The sequence below is a fragment of the Bacteroidota bacterium genome, from assembly GCA_016711505.1.
Lineage (GTDB): Bacteria > Bacteroidota > Bacteroidia > AKYH767-A > 2013-40CM-41-45 > JADKIH01.
In genome coordinates this window covers 20508-39454 of record JADJSV010000007.1, presented here as the reverse complement: position 1 = coordinate 39454, position 18947 = coordinate 20508, and the positions used below count along the sequence as shown (strand labels likewise).

Below are 18947 nucleotides of genomic sequence, written 5' to 3'. Positions count from 1 at the left end.
TAAGGATGGTAAATCTAAGAAAAAGTTCTACTAAAATTATGCCCGAACTTTAACTTTCAACTTCATACCAGGTTTTAACGAACGAATATTGTGGATATTGTTGAGTGTTTTCAACTCAGCAACACTTACACCTTGATATCGTTGGGCAATATTGAAAAGAGTATCTCCCGGGGCAACTGTATGATAAATATATTTAGGTTTTTCTATTAATGGCTTAGAAACTACTTTTACTACAGTTGTTTTATCTGATTTAGCAACTTTATCAGCTTTATCGCCCGTCTTCAATGACTCATTTTTTGAAACAGCAACTTCACTCACAGTTGCTTCCTGAATCACTGCTCCTGAATCTATCTTTGCAGTTGTACTATTCTGTTCAGTTTCGATTGGCTTGTCATCTTCTTCTTCACTTCCATTCGCAATTTTTGCAACGAAAACTTTTTTGTTGACATTCGAATAGACATAAAGTTTTTGTCCTTTGTAAACAGTTGTTCCTTTCACTTTACCTTTATTCCAGCTCTTTAACTGTGCTGTTGAACATCTGTATTTTCCGGCAATGACAGAAAGACTTTCACCACTTTTTACAACGTGAACTTTTTTTACTTTCTCCGTAACCGTCACATATTCTCCGGCACCGGGTTGATTATTTTTTGCAAGATTCGGATTTGGCAATAATGGATTCGGACAATAAGGACCAAGTGGATCCAGTCCGATCGAAGTGTAATAATGATTGATCATATCACGCACCACTTCATTTCTGATCTGCGGACCACGACTACCAAGTACAATACTTACCAGACGATGATCGCATTTAGCAGTAGTAGCAACGAGACAGAAACCTGCGCGTTTTGTATAACCTGTTTTTAATCCATCCACTTCACCTGAAAAATCGATCGTCAGACGATTGTGATTTCTGATCACAGACGTTGACTTTCCATTTTCAATTGTAGCATATCCCATCTTTGCAATATCCAGAATTTCCGGATACTTCAGCATTTCGATGGTCAGTTTTAACAGATCAGTTGGTGTAGATGAATTGTCGCCCATCCAGTTTGGAGAGGGCAATCCGGTAGGATTTCCATAGAACGTAGACAACATTCCCAGTTCCCTGGCACGTTGATTCATTCTTTCAATAGTAGCCGGCAGATTTCCATCACCGATATATTTTGCTAATTGTTCCGCGCATTCATTATTAGAAGCGATCATTGAAGCCTTAAATACATCACGCAATGAGTAGCTGGCAGAGGAGTAAACTGTTCTGCGATGTTTTCTTCTTCCGACCACAGAAGTACGGGTCCATTTAACTGTATCATCCCAGCGATATTTTCCTGAGTTGATGTCTTCAATTGTCAAAAGAGCGCCCATCATTTTTGTGAGGGAAGCAATCGGGAAAACGGTATTCAGATTTTTCTCCCATACGATCTTGTTATTTTCAACATCATATAAAAGTCCGGCCTTAACTTCCCCTTCATTGACCCAAAGGTTGCTGTCTTTTACAAGCGGGAATTGTCCGGATAAACCAGAATAGTCGATTGGAGCAATAGAATCGCCACCGGGAGCGCTTTCAACGGGATCTGCAGCAGCAAATCCGTTTAAGGATGCCTGAAGGATGAAAGCAAAAAATAAGATCAGCGATTTTCTCATATGCATTTAATACCTGAGGATTATGATAAGATAACCCGTATCAGGCACAAATCAATTTCTTTCCGTCAATATACGGCGCAGTTGCCGTAAATATCAGAAATTTATACATGAATATTACTATAAACGTTACCAAATTATTCGTTTTTTCGGATAAAAAACGTTAAAATTTGGTGTAATCACCCTGATTTTTGATGTAATGAATCCCCTATTCTTACACTAACGAATTGCTATGAGTGATATTTTATTCTGGTTTCTTCGCAGCCAGGTATCAATTTCAATTTGAAACCTGAATTTTTGTTTCAGCAAAGATGAAAAATTATCGAAAACACAGCCTTTCTATCTCACATTTTTAACAATTTTATTGAAAAATTCATCAAATTAAAATTCAAATTTTCAGATACGTTTAGCGACGGAATTGCCTTGCAATGTACCCGATTTCAAATCAACATTTTCAATTAACACAATCCCCGGCCTTTTTCCCCGCTCCAGTGAACCAAAAACATTATCCTTACCTAGAAAAGCCGCTCCATTTAAAGTTGCCCACTTCAGCATTTCATGAAGCGGAATTTTTGGAAAATGAGTTGAGATGGTTTTCAGCTCTTCCAGAATTGAAAGAGATCTGTTACTCGCATAACTATCAGTCCCGATGGTGATTCTGCAATTGTTCTTTCTGAATAGTTCAATATCGGGTAAAGTGTTTTCTATGTATTGATTTGCATTCGGACAAAAGCACCAATAAATATCGTCAGAAAACTCCTGCGCTTCTTTGATATGCTTGTCTTTTGTAAATGTATTATGAACCAAAAGTAATTTTTCAAAATGATGCAGATGATCCAGAATATATTCAAGTGATGAATCTGTTTTATGAATTGAATCTGCATTCGCAGGATTTAGTCCGATAAGAAAATCAAAAATATCACCGCTCTGACTATGAAACATGGAGTCTTCATCCTCTGTTTCCTGATTATGTATTGTCGATAACTGTGCCTTATTAAAATACGATTTGGAAAGCAGGGAAAGTAATTTTGATGAAACCGTATAAGGTGCATGTGGTGCAATTGATGCAGACAATTCAACATCAGAAAATTTTTGCGCTAGCATTAATCCTTCTTCAAAAACTTTTTCCGCCCTTCCCGGATTCACATCAAAGACCTCCACAAATGTATGATAGTAGAGTTGCGAGATCTTTTTTATGTCAATCGTATCTGGAGAATTGGAAATATCAGCGACAGCAACTATACCGTTTGCGAGCATTTCCTGATCGGCTTTGAGAATAGATTCGTGAATAAATTCTCCACCACGTCTTAAACGCATCTGATCAATAAAACCAACCAGTCCGGTCTTCTCCGCAAATTTCCCTTTCAAATGTGAAAGTTCCAGATGACAATGCATATTCACAAACCCCGGACAAATAAACCCTTCATACTTCCTGATCCCAGAAGGTAATTCACCCGTAGTCATCGGGTCGATCACCTCAATGATCACTCCCGAATCATCGACGACTACGATTCCATTTTCAATCGGCGGAGAACTGATGGGGAAGACTAGGGTGGATTGGAGGAAGTTCATTTTGTAAAGGTAGGAATGTTGAAAACAAGTTCAAGGTCCAAAGTTCAAGGTCCAAAGTTCAAGGTTCAAAGTTCAAAGTTCAAGGTTTACTTCGTAGTCAACTACGGAGCCAACTTTGAACTTTGAACCTTGAACTTTGAACTATATTAGAACTTAAAGAATCGTATCTTCGCCTCCCAATGCAAAACATCCGTCATTTAAGTCAGGAAGAGATTACTAACTGGTTCATAACCAACGCTGAAAAGCCGTTTCGTGCGAAACAGGTCTGGGAGTGGTTGTGGAAAAAAAGTGCCCGAAGTTTTGCGGAAATGACCAATCTTTCGCAGGCATTACGTGAAAAGCTGGAAGCCAATTTTGTACTGAATGCAGTATCGATCGACACCTTTCAGGTCAGTCGTGACCGGACCATCAAGAACGCTTTTAAATTGTACGATGGAAACATCGTTGAAGGTGTCTTGATCCCAACTGAGACTCGCATGACTGCATGTGTTTCTTCGCAAGTAGGCTGCAGTCTGACGTGTAAATTTTGCGCTACAGGAAAACTGGAACGACTTAGAAACCTTACTGCAGATGAGATCTACGATCAAGTCGCTATCATCCGCGAGCAGTCAGAAAAGAATTATGGTATTCCATTGTCGAACATTGTTTACATGGGAATGGGTGAACCATTGCTGAACTATACAAATGTTCTGAAAAGCATTGAACGTATTACAGCCGGCGACGGATTGAATATGGCTCCGAAAAGAATTACGGTCAGTACAGCAGGTATTGCGAAAATGATTCATAAACTCGGAGATGATGAAGTGAAATTCAATCTGGCATTATCATTACATGCTGCAAATGATGAGAAGCGGAATAAGATCATGCCGATCAACGAAAGTAATTCATTGGATGCATTAGCAGATGCTTTGAATCATTTTGGAGATAAAACAGGAAGCAGAGTAACATTTGAATACATTGTCTTCAATGGTTTTAATGATGAGCTCATCGATGCACAGGAACTGGAAGAATTTTGCAGAAGAGTGAAAGCGAAAGTAAATCTTATCGAGTACAATCAGATCGACGGAAATGAATTTGAAAATACCAGCGACGATAAAATGAAATCGTTCTACTCCTATCTTGCCGACAGAGGTATTATAGTAAATTTACGGAGGTCAAGAGGGAAAGATATTGATGCAGCATGCGGGCAATTGGCCAATAAGAATGAGCATGCTGTAGTAAAATTGAAAAAATAATTTTTATTCAATTAGAAGAAAAATAATTTGTGTCGCAATTAGATGAAATAAAAGCACCGATCTCTTCCGTGATGGACGAATTTGAAAATAAATTCCGGGCATCAATGAAGAGTCAGGTTCCGTTACTGGATCGCATCACGCATTACATTGTGAAGCGAAAAGGAAAGCAGATGCGACCGATGTTTGTATTCTTATCTGCCGGACTTTGCGGCGGGATAAATGAGACGACACACAGAGCAGCTACTCTCATCGAACTTTTGCATACTGCAACACTTGTTCACGATGATGTTGTTGACGATTCAAACGAACGTCGCGGATTTTTTTCTATCAATGCACTTTGGAAAAACAAGATCGCTGTTTTAGTCGGTGATTATTTATTAAGCAAAGGACTTTTACTTTCTGTCAAGCACAAAGATTACAATTTCCTTGACATCGTTTCCGAAGCAGTTCGTGTCATGAGTGAAGGAGAATTGCTACAGATTGAAAAAGCAAGAAAGCTCGACATCAGTGAAGATATTTATTACGAGATCATCAGACAGAAAACTGCTTCTTTGATCGCGTCTTGTTGTGCCAGTGGCGCAGCATCAGCAGGCTCTTCGCAGGATGTAGTGAATAAAATGCATGAGTTTGGTGAATTGATTGGAATGGCATTTCAGATCAAAGATGATTTGTTCGATTACGGTCCTGATGGTGTAATAGGAAAACCTACCGGAATAGACATCAAGGAAAGTAAAATGACTTTGCCTTTGATCTATTCACTGATGAAAGCCGACAGAAGCACAAAACGAAGAATTGTGAATATTATCAAGAATCACAATACAGAAGATAAAAAAGTGAAAGAAGTAATTTCATTCGTAAAAAGTTCCGGTGGTATGGAATATGCAACTCAAAAAATGCAGGAATATCAGGCACGTGCATTTGTGGTTTTGGATACATTCCCTGATTCCGTATTCAAAAATTCACTTCGTGACCTTGTAAAATATACAACAGAACGAAATCACTGATCATGAATTTAAATAAGCTTTTCTTTCTTATTGCATCAATCTTTATTTTAAGTGCTGCATTTATAATTGTAGCGCCGACACTTATTACAACAAGTTTTATTTATCCCACAAGAATTGATTCAACTTATGTTGTATTTCATTCGATCAACAATACAGAAATTGACACGAATCATTTGCGGCCATCTGACGAAGGATTGGACTATACGAACATATCATTAAAAACAAATGACGGTGAAACGTTAAATGGTTGGTACATCCCTACTACAGACACACCTGCAAATACCGTATTGATAATTCACGATCTGAATCAAAGCAAACTAATGTTACTGGATCAGATCAAGCAACTTCATGATCGTGGAATGCATGTCTGCATCTTTGACCTGCGGGCACATGGAGAAAGCAGTGGCGAAATTTTTACGATTGGAATGCCTGCTATTGCTGACATGAAATTGATCACAGATACGATCCTGAAATTTCCTGAAACCAAACATCTGGTACTTTTCGGAATGGGAATTGGTTCTGCAATAGCTATGCAATCTGCCGTCTACGATGGGCGGTGCGATGCGCTTATTTTGCAAAGTCCATTCAATAATCTGGATACATATCTAAGTCGGTATTCCTACAACCGCTGGGGAAATCTGAAATATTTGTGGTATCCGATTTTCAGGAAAAAGGTCGAAAAATTACTGGAATATCCCGTTAGCGAGCTGGACCTCACTAAAATAGCGGCTTTCAACGAGGCACCGGTGCTGTTTATTACTGCCAGCGACGATGCCGAAGTTTTTACCTCGGAAACCCTTCAGATATTTTTAGCCTCCGCCTCCAAGAAAAAAGACTTATTTTTGGTACGGAAAGCTGACCATAATAACATTGCTGCCGTTGGTGCAGAAAAATATTATAATCGCATTTCAAATTTTATCAATACGGTTTTGCCAAGAGAACCGAAAAAAACACGCTACAAAAAATTAGCTTTCAATGATCACGAAAGAAACTATTGACAGAATTTTTGATGCCGTCCGGATAGAGGATGTTGTCGGAGATTTTGTGCAGCTAAAAAAACGAGGCGTGAATTTTCTGGGCTTATGTCCTTTTCACAATGAGAAAACTCCTTCCTTCAATGTAAATCCGGTCCGTAACATTTACAAATGTTTCGGTTGTGGTAAAGGTGGAAATGCAGTGAACTTCATCATGGAGCTCGAGCATTACACTTATCCGGAAGCTTGAAATTTCTTGCGGCAAAATATCAGATAGAGATCGAAGAAAGCGCTCCGGATCCGAAAGAAATTGAATTGCGTGACGAAAGAGAAAGTTTATACATTCTCAATTCATTTGCCTCAAAAACTTTTGCAGAAAATCTTTTTGAAACGGAAGAAGGTAAATCAATTGGTCTCTCTTATTTTCATGAACGCGGATTCAGCGATGAAACAATAAAGAAATTCGAATTAGGATATAGTCTTGCTGACTGGTCAGCTTTTGCAGAACATGCAATTAAGAATGGCTACAAATCAGAATTCATTGTCAAGACCGGATTAGGTTATCCACGTCAGAAAGACGGTGAAGTAATTACCGGCAATGAAAAACTGATCGATCGTTTCCGTGGCCGGGTTATGTTTCCTATTCACAATCTAAGCGGAAGGATCATTGCCTTTGGCGGAAGGATCTTAAAGAAAGACGACAAAGCAGCTAAGTATGTTAACTCGCCGGAGTCAGATATTTATTTCAAGAGCAAATCACTTTACGGAATTTTCTTTGCGAAGAAAGCAATCGTTCAGAAAGACAATTGTTATTTAGTAGAAGGATACACAGATGTGATTTCCTTACACCAAAGCGGAATTGAAAATGTTGTTGCATCATCAGGAACATCATTGACAGTAGAGCAGATCCGTTTGATCGGAAGATATACGAAGAACGTTACAGTACTTTATGATGGTGATGCAGCAGGTATCAAAGCATCTATCAGGGGAATTGATCTGATCCTTGAAGAAGGGTTGAATGTAAAAGTTGCCTTATTTCCTGATGGCGACGATCCGGATTCATATAGCAGAAAACACGGTGGCGCAGCGACTGCGACATTCATTCAGGAGAATGCAAAAGACTTTATTGTTTTTAAAACGAATTTACTTTTAGGAGAAGTTGCGAATGATCCCGTTCGTAAAGCAGGATTGATCCGCGACATCGTCGAAACAATAGGAAAAATTCCTGATCCGATCACGCGCTCTGTATATATCAAGCAAAGCAGTGCTATGATGGACATTGAAGAGCAGGTATTGATTGCGGAAATGAACAAAAGCCGCAAGCAGCAACTGAAGAAAGATGTTCCGGGAAATGATGTTGATGAATTGATGCCAGAGATCCTCACGCAGCAAGCGCAAAGGGATGAAATTCTGACAACAGAATCTCAGGAAAAAAATATTATCCGCTTACTTCTGAATTTTGGAAATCACGATCTGCATTTTGATATAGAAGTAGACGACGAGCATGCGCCTGATAAAAAGAAACAGCAAGTCATTGCAGTAAAAGTTTTCCGCTACATTATCGAAGAGATCATTTCTGATGAGATCACTTTTGAGAATAAAATCTTCAATGGTTTTTACAAAAATATAGTGAGCTTGTCGTTGATCAGGACAACATAGATCCACAAGTATTCTTAAATTCCGAAAATCCCGATTTCAGTGGAATGGCAGTTGAGTTATTGAGTCCACGTTATTTCCTCAGTGAAAACTGGACAGCCATGCACAAGATAGATGTTCCGGAAGAAGAGAGTGTTTTGAAAGAAGCTGTAGAGAATGCAGTGATCCACCTGAAGAACCGTAAGATCCAGAAGATGCTTGAAGAAAGTCAGCGGTTGATCAAAGAAGCGCATGACCGTGGCGATGATTGTACGGCTTTGATTGAAAGGCATATGAAACTTGAAGCAATTAAGATGGAATTGAGTAAGGCGTTGGGGATTGATATACTGCGGTGAAATGAAGTGGAATGAAGTGGAATGAAGTGGAATGAAGTGGAATGAAGTGGAATGAAGTGGAATGAAGTGGAATGAAGTGGAATGAAGTGGAATGAAGTGGAATGAAGTGGAATGAAGTGGAATGAAGTGGAAAATTTCATTTTTTTTCAATTGAACAATTTTTTTTTATTAAACCAATGGAAATGTATTAAACAATTTGGTAGCGCGATCTGCGAATTTTTCTGCGCCTTCATCTGAGGGGTCTGCGGGAGATTTATTGTTTGATTAAAGACGATTACTTGTTTCAGTGGATTAAAAATCCACAGCTCGGGAAGCAAAGGATTACAAATCCTTCGCAGCTACAAATCCACAGCACGGCAATCAAAGGATTACAAATCCTTCGAAGCGCACTACTAGTTATTAGATAAAAAAAGGGCAGTCTCCCACGAGACTACCCTTTCATATAACTTAATCAAAATAGAATCAATTCTGGATGACAAGTGTTCCGTTTGCACTGTTGTCACCATTACTAATGCGATAGAAGTATATTCCTTCACGGATCTCGCCAACGTTCCACACTACTCTGTTTGTTGCATTCGTAGTGGCATCGGAATTAAATAATCGTTTTACCAATGAACCATCGGCACGATAGATATCAACTGTTGTGAAAGACGTTTTACCGAAATTCTTAAACTCTATTGTAACAGAACCTACAGCAGGAACCGGATAAGCAGTAGCCTGGATGTAGTTAAGGAAAACCATTTGCTTGGATTTTTCTTCCTGTCCTTCAGAATCTGTGACAGTTAAGTTTACCTCACCTGATTCATTCAGACGAATTGAACCTTGATTCAGTTCAGGATCATTATTCCAGATTATCGAGTATGGAGGCGTACCACCTGTGATCTCAGCAACTGCTTCACCTGTTCTTGGATCAGCTATGATGCGGCAATTAATAAATGAACGATATCTTACACATACTGTACTTGAACTTGTACAACCGTTACTGTTTGTTACCGTCAATGAATAATTTCCTGCGAAACATGTAGTGATGCATCTTGTTGTAGCACCTGTCGACCATCGGTAAGATGACTGCCCGGACGGCCCACACAGAGTTGTATTCTGTCCACGACTAATTAAAGTATTTCCTGTGATGGTACTGCTCGGCGAACTAAGTTGAGTTACATTAACGCTACAAGTAGATGTACATCCGCCTTTTGTAACACGCACAGTATAAGTTCCGGCATGGTTAACAGAAATTGTTCTTGAGTGTGAACCTGTACTCCATAAATATGAATATCCACTACCGGATGGAGCACTCAATGTTGTGCTTTGATTTCTGCAAATACTCGTATTCCCGGAGATCGAACAATTAGGTCCTTGAGTAACAGTAATTGTTTTACTGCAAGTACTTGAGCAACCATTACTATTAGTCACTGTTACAGTATACGTTCCACCTTGCGTTACATTTATACTACGGGATGTAGATCCATTTCCCCAACGATATGTGTATCCTGAACCATATGCTGCACTTAGTGTTGCAGTCTGTCCGGAACAAATAGTATTGTTTGAACATCCTGATACTGTAATACTACAATTTGGTGGATTGCCTGCACTGATTACTTTATTACAAGTATTTGAACAGCCTGATGCGTTGGTAACGGTAACAGAATAATTACCCGGCGTATTTACACTGATGCAACGACTTGTCGCTCCATTACTCCAAAGGTATGTATAGCCTTGTCCTGCAGGAGCACACAATGTAGCAGATTGCCCGCCACAAATCGAATTGTTATGACATCCGGTTGTAGTGATAGTACACATCGGTCTTGTTCCTGCAATGATAGTTTGAGAACAAGTACTTGTACAACCTGATGCATTACGAACAGTTACTGAATATGTACCTGAAGTATTCACTGAAATAGTTCTTGTTGTTGCTCCTGTACTCCATAGGTAAGTATAACCCATCCCGGAAGGTGCGCTTAAAGTTGCAGCTTGTCCTGAACAAAGATTATTATTATGACATCCTGAAACAGAAATGTTACATGAAATAGTTCCGCCAACGGTAACTCTGATCGTTACAATACTATCGCAACCGTTTACAGAAGTATAACCATGCGGGAAATAACCTGCTACAGTAGTAGATCCACCCCAAGGGAAATGATAACTAGCTCCCTGACAGATGTTCACTGTTGTTTGTGTGTGATCAACAGGTCTTACAGTAAGATGAATTGTTACAACACTGTCGCAACCATTTGAAGCTTCATAAGTGTAAGTATAATCACCCGGATATCCTTCATAACCACCCCAAGGCAAAACAAAAGTTTCTCCATCACAAATGGATTCATTTACTTCTGTATAATATGCAGATGTAAGTGTGAGGTGAATAGTTGCAATACTGTCACAACCATTTTCTCCTGTATATGTATGCGGATAATCACCTGCTGCATTAGCGGAACCGCCCCATGGGAACTGATAGAAAGCTCCCTGACAAATTGAAGCATTTGTAGTTGAACTTGTACCCTGACGAATTGTTAAGTGAATTGTCGCAATGCTATCACAACCATTTACACCCTGATAAGTATGTGGATAATCACCTGCATTTGATGCAGAACCTCCCCATGGAAATTGAAAAGATTCTCCTTGACAGATCGAAGCATTAGTATTTGAACTAACACCTTGTGTGATCGAAAGAATTATTGTTGCAATACTATCACAACCGGAAACAGAAGTATAAGTGTGCGGATAATTTCCGGCTACACTTGCAGTTCCGCCCCATGGCAAATTAAAGCTACCACCTGAACATATCGATTCATTTGTTGATGTCTGTATTGACTGACTTACCGATAAGTGAATTGTTACTACGCTATCACAACCATCAACTGAAGTGTAGGTCTGCATATAATCACCCGGAGTCGATGTACTTCCGCCCCAAGGGAAACTGAATGTCTGATTTGAACAAATACTTTCGGAAGATTCAGATGTAATCGGATTCAGTACAGTAAGGTTTGTTGTTATTGTACTATCGCAACCCGCAACATTTGGAATGACAGTTACAAAAGTTCCGCTTGCAGATTCTTCATTTCCACCCGGAGGTGTATATGTTTCTCCATCGCAGATTGTAATATTTGCAGTACTTGAAGTATTCTGAGTTATTGAAGTTACTTCTACTGTATCAGTTCCCGTACAACCATTTTCAGTATTTGTTGCAGTTAGAATATAAGTACCGGCCTGATCAACAACTGCTGTTGCAGAATTTGCGCCTGAAACTATATTTCCATTTGCTGTTGACCATGAAAAATCGATGGTCTGCAAATTAGAACTACCATTTAATTGAACAGTTCCTACGCAGGTAATTGATTGATCAGTTCCAGCATTTGCAGTTACAAGTAACGGCTCAGTAATCGTAAATGAATTTGAAGCAGAGCAACCTTCAGCATCCGTTACGAAAACAGAATATGTTCCTGGTGAAAGATTTGATATTGTCTGATCAACACTTCCTGTGCTCCACTGATACTGGAATGGACTAACTCCATCTGAAATTGCTGTAAGACTTCCATCCGCCTCACCATTACAACTTACATTGGTTGTGTTAGAACTGATAGTAACAACTTTTACAGTCACAACCTGGTCAGCGGCACCTGCTAAGATACAAGCATCACCACCAATGATCCGGCGGAAATAAGTTTTAGTAAAGAGCTGACCAATATCTGAACCTGCAAGATTTTGTGCGTTAGCATTTGGAATATTTGTCCAGTTAGTGCTATCAGTACTGATCTGCCATTGATATGTTGTTGCAGCTCCTAAAGCCGGATAAGTACTTGTTGTTGTATTACGAACTATTGTTGGCAATACGTATGCAGGCACAGAGCCGGTAATATCGCCCGGAACAGTTCCGGCACATACCGTTTGATTTCCTGTAATACTATTTCCCAAAAGATCAGGTGGATTCGCCCAGACCACTAAGCCTGGTTCATATACATTAGAACTAGAACGTGTAGTATTTAGTGCACCTTGCGTTAAAGGAAGGTTGTTAGATTCAGAAGTTACAATTGTATAAATTCTGCAATTTGAAAATTTAATTCCACGTTCACCTACAGGATCGTAATCATCACCTGAGCCACCGAAATACGTACTAAACATTAAAGTCGAAAGATCAGAACTTAATTTAGAAAATGTCTTATCGTTCGATCCGTTATTAGTTGTTTGTAATGGAACACTGGGCGCGGTAGACGTAGGGAAATTTGTACTGTTTGTGTAACCGAAAATATATACATCGTTATTCAGATCCACATTCAGACCCATCATGTTTACTTCGTTTGCTGAACCACCCAGATAAGTTGCTGCAAGAAAATTCTGATCGATATCCATACGGCAAACATAGAAGTCATTTGTACCGTTATTGTATTGGTTATCGTAAACACTATTTGCAGAAATGTTACTGGCAGCCAAACCACTTGTTATCCCACCGAAATAAAGTTCATCTTTATTAACATTGAATTCCATACAAAGGATAGAAGTTGATTTCGTACTTGCCGACTGGAAATAAGAAGACCATACCGTTGTTCCTGACGAATTCAACTTTTGTAGAAATCCACTTTGAGTTCCGCCTATTGTTGATTGACGAGCATTTAATGTTGGAAAATTATTTGATGAAGTGTATCCTCCAATAAAAATATCTCCGCTTACAACATTCTGAGACATAATTGTTGCCTGATCCGCAGAACTTCCACCATAATTTTTCATCCACACTAATCCGGATAGATCCTGAAGTATTTTAAAAACAAGAACATCATTTCCATTATTGCTGTTTGCTCTGTCTAAAGCACCGGTTCCCGGATAAAGTGTTCCAAGATTATTACTATTATGATTTCCGCAGATTACAATGTCACCAACTTCATTTATCCGAAGATCGAATGAACCTTCATCACCTGCACCGCCTATTACAGAACTTTTTATTGAAAGTCCGTCAGTAGTCATTTTAGTGATGAAAATATTTTGTCCACCGGAGTTTCTTTGATCAATGCTACTTCCGCTGAATGCCGAACCTCCTAAAAGTGGAAAGTTTGGACTTGTTGTATAACCTGTAATATATAAATGTCCATCCGGACCTTGTTCCATTGCATAAGGATTATCATCGCCACTGCCGCCCAGATAAGTCTGCCATACGCGGGTTCCACTTTGTCCGATATTCACCGGCTCTAAATATTTACCGATGATCATATCAAGATTACCATTTGAAACAAGATTGAAAGCACCGGGTGTGATCTGGTCTGTTGAGCCAACAACACGTGCAACAACATAGATTGCACCATCACTAGGATCAACCCAGATACAGTGACCATGATTATCGCCGGCACTAGCTGTATTGATCCATGAAGCCCATCGTAAAGCAATTGGGTCGATGATCAAAGGACTTGCTTTATCATAAGCTTCAAGAGCGAAAGAAAGTTTGTTGCCGCTTGAAAGCTTGTATTTTGAATTGATATTCTTTTTAACTCCATTGATCTTTTGATATACGATTGGAGCAGGAAATTCAATTGCACCTACACTTGTTTTTAAGATCAATGTACCTGATTCAGTTACAGACATCTCTTCAATACCGTCAAATCGGATTGCTATATCTGAAGGATTGAATCCCGGCTTACAGATGATATCATATTCCAATTCGCCTTCAGCAGAAGGATAATACCGGACATCAACATTATTGTAAACGTTATTATACCAGATTTCCCCGTAGCTATAAACCTTTGATTGATTAAGTTCATTTGAAAAATAATTATTGAAATCAGCGTGCTGATCTTTTCCGGAAATTGTCATTGAAGAACTTCTGTTTAAGAAATTCATCATCCATGTATGGCCTTTCAATCCTGTATTGACTGTTCTGAAAGCACCTCCGTTCTGAAGTTGAAACTCTACATCTTCCCCTTCACGATGCAAAGCACCTACTGACTCATGGTCATATGCAGAAACATACATCCCTTCATCGGTAACTACAGCTTGTCCAAGTGGAAAATCCGCGCGGAACTTCCTCTTAGGGTTAAACTGTCCTTTGTTCTCGGTGAAATAAATTTGCTTCTCATAATAGTGAAGCAGTTCATTTATGTCCTCCTTAGCAGAATTTTCATCCTGCGCCTCTGCAGACTCGTGCATGTTGTGTGCAAAAAGAACCTGAGTTGAAAAAAACAATGCAGTAAAAATTACTGCCGTCATTTTTACCAAAGATCGCGATAGTGAACCTTGGTTTCCATTGTAGATTTGTTTCATGTTGGGTTATTGTATTTCTAAAGTTGTGTATATATATAAGTGGTGATAATCAATGCTATTTATATTACTTTAAAGTTGTTCAATGTCCTAAAAGCCTTATCCAATAAGGGTTTCAGAGTGTGTAGTAATAAAATAAAAATAGGCTCAGGGCATTACCTGAACAAGTTTCTAATGTAAACTTTAGTAAAATTTTGGCCAACGGTTAATAAAAGTTGGTATATGACCACTTTAAGCGACATGGAAAACAAAAATTCAATCCAAATTCATGCTTAATACAATTTCTTTATTTTTCACAACTTTAGATTGAGATAGTACAATTAAAATGAAAACTGAAAAATTTCAACTTTTTTCAAGTGAACAAAATTTGTTCTATTATTTAATGAATAGTTTTAAAAAATTTGGTAGTGCTATATGCGAATTTATTTGCGCCTTCATCTGCGGGATCTGCGGGAAAATTTTTCTTTAATTAAAGACGATTACTTGCTTCAGTGGATTATAAATCCACAGCTCGGAAGCAAAGGATTATAAATCCTTCGCAGCTGGAAGGATTATAAATCCTTCGCAGCTTTGCCTTCGCAGCTACATCACAAAAAAAGTCCGAAGAAACTTCTCCGGACTTTTTTCTTATCAATTGTAATCGAAAATTATTTTTTCACTTTACTCGTCATCATTTTCAATGAAGCAACTTCCATATCAGTTAAGAATCTCCATCTTCCTCGTGGAAGATCTTTCTTTGTAAGTCCTGCGAAAATTACACGGTCAAGTTTTTTTACTTCGTAGCCGAGGTGTTCGAAAATTCTGCGAACGATACGGTTCTTTCCTGAGTGTAACTCTACTCCTACTACGTTACGTTCTTCACCGTTTCCTGCATAAAGAATATTATCAACCTTGATCGGTCCGTCTTCGAGTTTAAGTCCGGCAGTGATCTGTTCCATGTCGACTGTTTTCAGATTTTTATCTAATTCAACCTGATAAACTTTTTCCATCTGAAAAGACGGATGTGTCAACTTCCTTGCAAGATCACCATCGTTTGTGAAAAGTAAAACTCCTGTTGTATTTCTGTCGAGTCTTCCTACCGGATAAACTCTTTCTTTACATGCTTTAGAGATAAGTCCCATTACCGTTTTACGGTCATCAGGATCTTCTGTTGTTGTGATAAAATCTTTTGGCTTATTCAAAAGAATGTAAACCATACTTTCACCACGCAACGTTTCACCATTGTATTTTACTTCATCACCGGGCATAACTTTGTATCCCATTTCAGTGATCACTTTTCCATTTATGGAGATCACGCCGGCTTCGATCATTTCATCAGCTTCGCGACGTGAACAAATTCCTGCATTGGCAATGAATTTATTCAAACGTGTTGAACCATCTTCATCTGCTTTTGGTCGTGCAGGTGATGCTTTTTTCTTCTCGCCATAAAATCCGGTCGACTCTTTACGATTCCATTTTGTCGTTCCAAATTCTCCTTCATCTTTCTTACCTCTGAATGAAGGCTTCTTGTCGAATGAACCTCCGCGTGCTCCAGCTGAACTTCTTCCAGCTGGGCGCTCACCTCTTGCTCCACCTCTGCCACCGGCATCACGTGAACCGGTTGATGAAGATCTTCTCTTACTGCGATCGAATTCACTCTTCGGTGCATCGTCGTTAAATACTTTACGCGCGGGACGTTCTGCATCCGGAGTTATATCTCTTCCAAAAGAAGGTCTGCGATCATCGCTTCCCGCACCTCTGTTAAAATTTCTTTTCGGTCCTGTTTCATCAGATGATCTGCGAGGACGTTTTTCATCTCTTGAAAATGGTTTGTATTCTCCTTTGTCGTATGCACGTTTCGGCCGCTCATCACTCGATGAAGAACGTTTATCTTCTCTTGATGATGAATCACCACGATCTGAATACGAACGTTTTGGTTTTTCGTCAAATGATCTTGATGTTTTCGGACGATCACCATCTTCCCGCCTTGTGTATGGACGTTTCGGTGCATCATCTTCTGAACTTCTTCTGTCTTCACTCCGATCAACTACACGTCTAGGTTTTTCATCGAATGAACGAGATGTCTTAGGACGATCACCATCAATTATGCGTTTATTATAAGTCCGCTTTGGTGCATCATCACCTAAAATTCTTCTGTCTTCACTCGGATCGATTTCACGTTTCGGTCTGTCATCAAATGAACGTGATGACTTCCCACGAAATCCTGTTCCCCCGCCTCTGTTATATGGTCTTTTCTGTGAATCTTCACTTGAACGTGAACGCTCTGTACTCCCTACTCGTGAAGGACGTTTTGGTCCGTCACCATAACCGGATGATCTTGGACGTTCACTACTACCTTCACCTCTGTTGTATGGACGTTTCGGTCCATCTTCAGAAGCTGACCGGTTTTCATCACGCGGTGTATAAGTTCGTTTTGGTTTTTCATCGAATGATCTCGATGTTTTCGGGCGACCGGTACTACCTTCGCCTCTGTTATATGGTCTTTTTGGAGCATCATCACCGAAAGATGTTCTTTTCGGTCTGTCGCTACCTCGTGCATCACTTCTTGAGCCGCCACGGTCACTCGGACCATCTGCACTTCTGCTATATCTTGGTTTTTCACTACCTGACGAGGCACCATATGCTCGCTTACCGCCACTTTTTCCTCCACTATCTTTAGAAAAAGAGCCTTTTCTGCCTGATTTCGAAGAAGAACCTGTCCTGCCTGCTGAGGACCTGCCTGATTTTTTCATGGGGCGAAGATACTCTTTTTTGGTGAGTAGTTGGTTGAAATGGTGAGTGGTAAGTAGTAAGTGGTGAATAGCACCAGTTACTAAATTGCAAGAAGTTACCAATGAAGAAAAGGGTGCCACTCACTACTCACCACTTTCTACTTAATAAAAGTCGATCAATAGCCAATCAAGAATGCAGTGCTACTTACTACTTACCACTCACTACTCACCATTAACACATCGGATAAAACGCCTCCACTATATGTTCATGCCGCGTATACTCAGAATTTGTGATGACGATCATGACGTCAAATATTGCTTCTTTGTCGGGGTAAAATTCTTTCATATAATGATCGGCGACTTTGATGATCTGCCTTTGTTTTTTGATCGGGATCAGTAACGAAGGATCACTGAGATACGGACTCGTTCGTGTTTTTACTTCGACAAAAACAATTTGTCCGTTAAACTCACAAACGATATCTACTTCTTTATGATCAAAAATAAAATTCTTAGACAAGATCTTGTATCCTTTTTTCACAAGTTCGTCTTCTGCAATTTTCTCCCCCCGTTTTCCTAATTCTTTTGCATCAACCATTATGAAAACTCAACTCCATTTTATCAGTTACATTCAAAGTTACTTCACTACCCATGATAAGCGGATAATTATTCGGAATATGTCCGGCAGGAAAACCATAGACTACCGGAAAATTATATTCTTTCACTGCATCATGAATAATTTCTTCAGCAGTTTTTCCGAATGGTATTGGATTGTCTTTCATTTCTGACATTCCTCCAACAATTAAACCTGCAAGGTCTTTCAACTTTCCGCTTCTTTTCAGATTCATCATCATTCTGTCGATGTGATATAAATATTCATCCAGATCTTCGAGGAATAGAATTTTTCCTGTTGTATCAATATCCGAAGGTGTTGCTGACAAGCTATAAAGGATGGATAAATTTCCACCGATCAATCTGCCTTTTGCTTTTCCTTTTCGATTCAGTTTTTCGAGTTGAGGCAATTGCTTTGAAGAAGAGTAGCGCAAAGGTTTTCCGAACAATGTTTCTTTGAAAACCTGCAAACATGGAGCGTTTAGTTTTGGAAGATTCAAAGACATGGGAGCATGCATCGTCTGAACCAGGCATGTTTTATGAACATGTGAATGGACGACAGTGATGTCGCTATATCCAATCAGCCATTTCGGTTGCTTTGTAAATTTCTTCCAGTCGATCTGATCAATCACTCTGACTGTCCCGTAACCACCTCGCGCAAACAGCACAGCCTGAACATTTTTATTATTCAAAGCTCGTTGCAGATCTCCGGTTCTGTCTTCATCATTGCCTGCAAACTGGTTTTCTTCCTTATATAAATTCTTTCCTGTCTGAACCTCAAGTCCCCAGCTTTTAAGCAGGTCGATTGCAGGTTTAATTTCGAATTTTGATACTTTTCGGGCGGTTGAAACAATTGCAACAGTATCTCCTTCTTTCAGGTATGGAGGTCGGATCATATTTCTATCTTTGCCTGCGAAATTACTTTAAAGTTCGGGGATTCACGTTTAATCTATGCTGAATATTCAACATCGGT

At 39.3% G+C, this 18947-nt stretch carries 10 protein-coding genes and 1 pseudogene; 5 read left to right on the top strand and 6 right to left on the bottom strand.

From position 1 onward, the window contains the following. Positions 1 to 36 precede the first annotated feature (36 nt). Both IPL24_09550 and IPL24_09545 read right to left on the bottom strand, forming a co-directional pair. Entirely contained in the window at positions 37 to 1641 is a 1605-nt protein-coding gene (locus tag IPL24_09550; protein MBK8363908.1) for a LysM peptidoglycan-binding domain-containing protein, read from the bottom strand. Positions 1642 to 2034: 393 nt separating this feature from the next. Next, entirely contained in the window at positions 2035 to 3210 is a 1176-nt protein-coding gene (locus IPL24_09545; GenBank protein ID MBK8363907.1) for an amidohydrolase family protein, read from the bottom strand. 179 nt (positions 3211 to 3389) lie between these two features. Between IPL24_09545 and rlmN the strand changes: the two genes are divergently transcribed. From rlmN to IPL24_09520, 5 genes and pseudogenes are all read left to right on the top strand, one after another. Then, the gene (gene rlmN, locus IPL24_09540; protein MBK8363906.1) at positions 3390 to 4445 is read left to right on the top strand and encodes a 23S rRNA (adenine(2503)-C(2))-methyltransferase RlmN; all 1056 of its coding nucleotides are present in this window, start codon (positions 3390 to 3392) and stop codon (positions 4443 to 4445) included. Positions 4446 to 4474: 29 nt separating this feature from the next. Beyond that, positions 4475 to 5449 (top strand): polyprenyl synthetase family protein, encoded by a 975-nt coding sequence (locus IPL24_09535; GenBank protein ID MBK8363905.1) that lies wholly within the window; start codon positions 4475 to 4477, stop codon positions 5447 to 5449. A gap of 2 nt (positions 5450 to 5451) precedes the next feature. Then, positions 5452 to 6447, top strand: a complete 996-nt coding sequence (locus tag IPL24_09530) for an alpha/beta hydrolase (protein ID MBK8363904.1) — start codon at positions 5452 to 5454, stop codon at positions 6445 to 6447. After that, positions 6425 to 8082 (top strand): annotated as a pseudogene (locus IPL24_09525) (DNA primase). Before IPL24_09530 ends, IPL24_09525 begins: the two are co-directional and overlap by 23 nt. Positions 8083 to 8126: 44 nt before the next feature. After that, on the top strand, positions 8127 to 8414 hold the full coding sequence (locus IPL24_09520; protein MBK8363903.1) for a hypothetical protein: 288 nt from the start codon (positions 8127 to 8129) through the stop codon (positions 8412 to 8414). A 462-nt stretch (positions 8415 to 8876) separates the two neighbouring features. Here IPL24_09520 and IPL24_09515 read toward each other — a convergent pair whose 3' ends face one another. The 4 genes from IPL24_09515 to IPL24_09500 form a co-directional block, all read right to left on the bottom strand. After that, positions 8877 to 14657, bottom strand: coding sequence for a T9SS type A sorting domain-containing protein (locus IPL24_09515; GenBank protein MBK8363902.1), 5781 nt, complete (start codon positions 14655 to 14657; stop codon positions 8877 to 8879). A gap of 644 nt (positions 14658 to 15301) precedes the next feature. Then, complete coding sequence (locus tag IPL24_09510) at positions 15302 to 17386, bottom strand: pseudouridine synthase (GenBank protein MBK8363901.1); 2085 nt, start codon at positions 17384 to 17386, stop codon at positions 15302 to 15304. A gap of 211 nt (positions 17387 to 17597) precedes the next feature. After that, complete coding sequence (locus IPL24_09505) at positions 17598 to 17960, bottom strand: YraN family protein (protein MBK8363900.1); 363 nt, start codon at positions 17958 to 17960, stop codon at positions 17598 to 17600. After that, positions 17953 to 18870, bottom strand: a complete 918-nt coding sequence (locus IPL24_09500) for an LD-carboxypeptidase (GenBank protein MBK8363899.1) — start codon at positions 18868 to 18870, stop codon at positions 17953 to 17955. Before IPL24_09500 ends, IPL24_09505 begins: the two co-directional genes overlap by 8 nt. Between the last annotated feature and the right edge of the window lie 77 nt (positions 18871 to 18947).

Excerpts from the sequence above, each read along its gene's own strand:
- IPL24_09550 (MBK8363908.1), bottom strand. The coding sequence starts at position 1,641 with ATGAGAAAATCGCTGATCTTATTTTTTGCTTTCATCCTTCAGGCATCC.
- IPL24_09545 (MBK8363907.1), bottom strand. The coding sequence starts at position 3,210 with ATGAACTTCCTCCAATCCACCCTAGTCTTCCCCATCAGTTCTCCGCCG.
- rlmN (MBK8363906.1), top strand. The coding sequence starts at position 3,390 with ATGCAAAACATCCGTCATTTAAGTCAGGAAGAGATTACTAACTGGTTC.
- IPL24_09530 (MBK8363904.1), top strand. The coding sequence starts at position 5,452 with ATGAATTTAAATAAGCTTTTCTTTCTTATTGCATCAATCTTTATTTTA.
- IPL24_09520 (MBK8363903.1), top strand. The coding sequence starts at position 8,127 with ATGGCAGTTGAGTTATTGAGTCCACGTTATTTCCTCAGTGAAAACTGG.
- IPL24_09515 (MBK8363902.1), bottom strand. The coding sequence starts at position 14,657 with ATGAAACAAATCTACAATGGAAACCAAGGTTCACTATCGCGATCTTTG.
- IPL24_09510 (MBK8363901.1), bottom strand. The coding sequence starts at position 17,386 with ATGAAAAAATCAGGCAGGTCCTCAGCAGGCAGGACAGGTTCTTCTTCG.
- IPL24_09505 (MBK8363900.1), bottom strand. The coding sequence starts at position 17,960 with ATGGTTGATGCAAAAGAATTAGGAAAACGGGGGGAGAAAATTGCAGAA.
- IPL24_09500 (MBK8363899.1), bottom strand. The coding sequence starts at position 18,870 with ATGATCCGACCTCCATACCTGAAAGAAGGAGATACTGTTGCAATTGTT.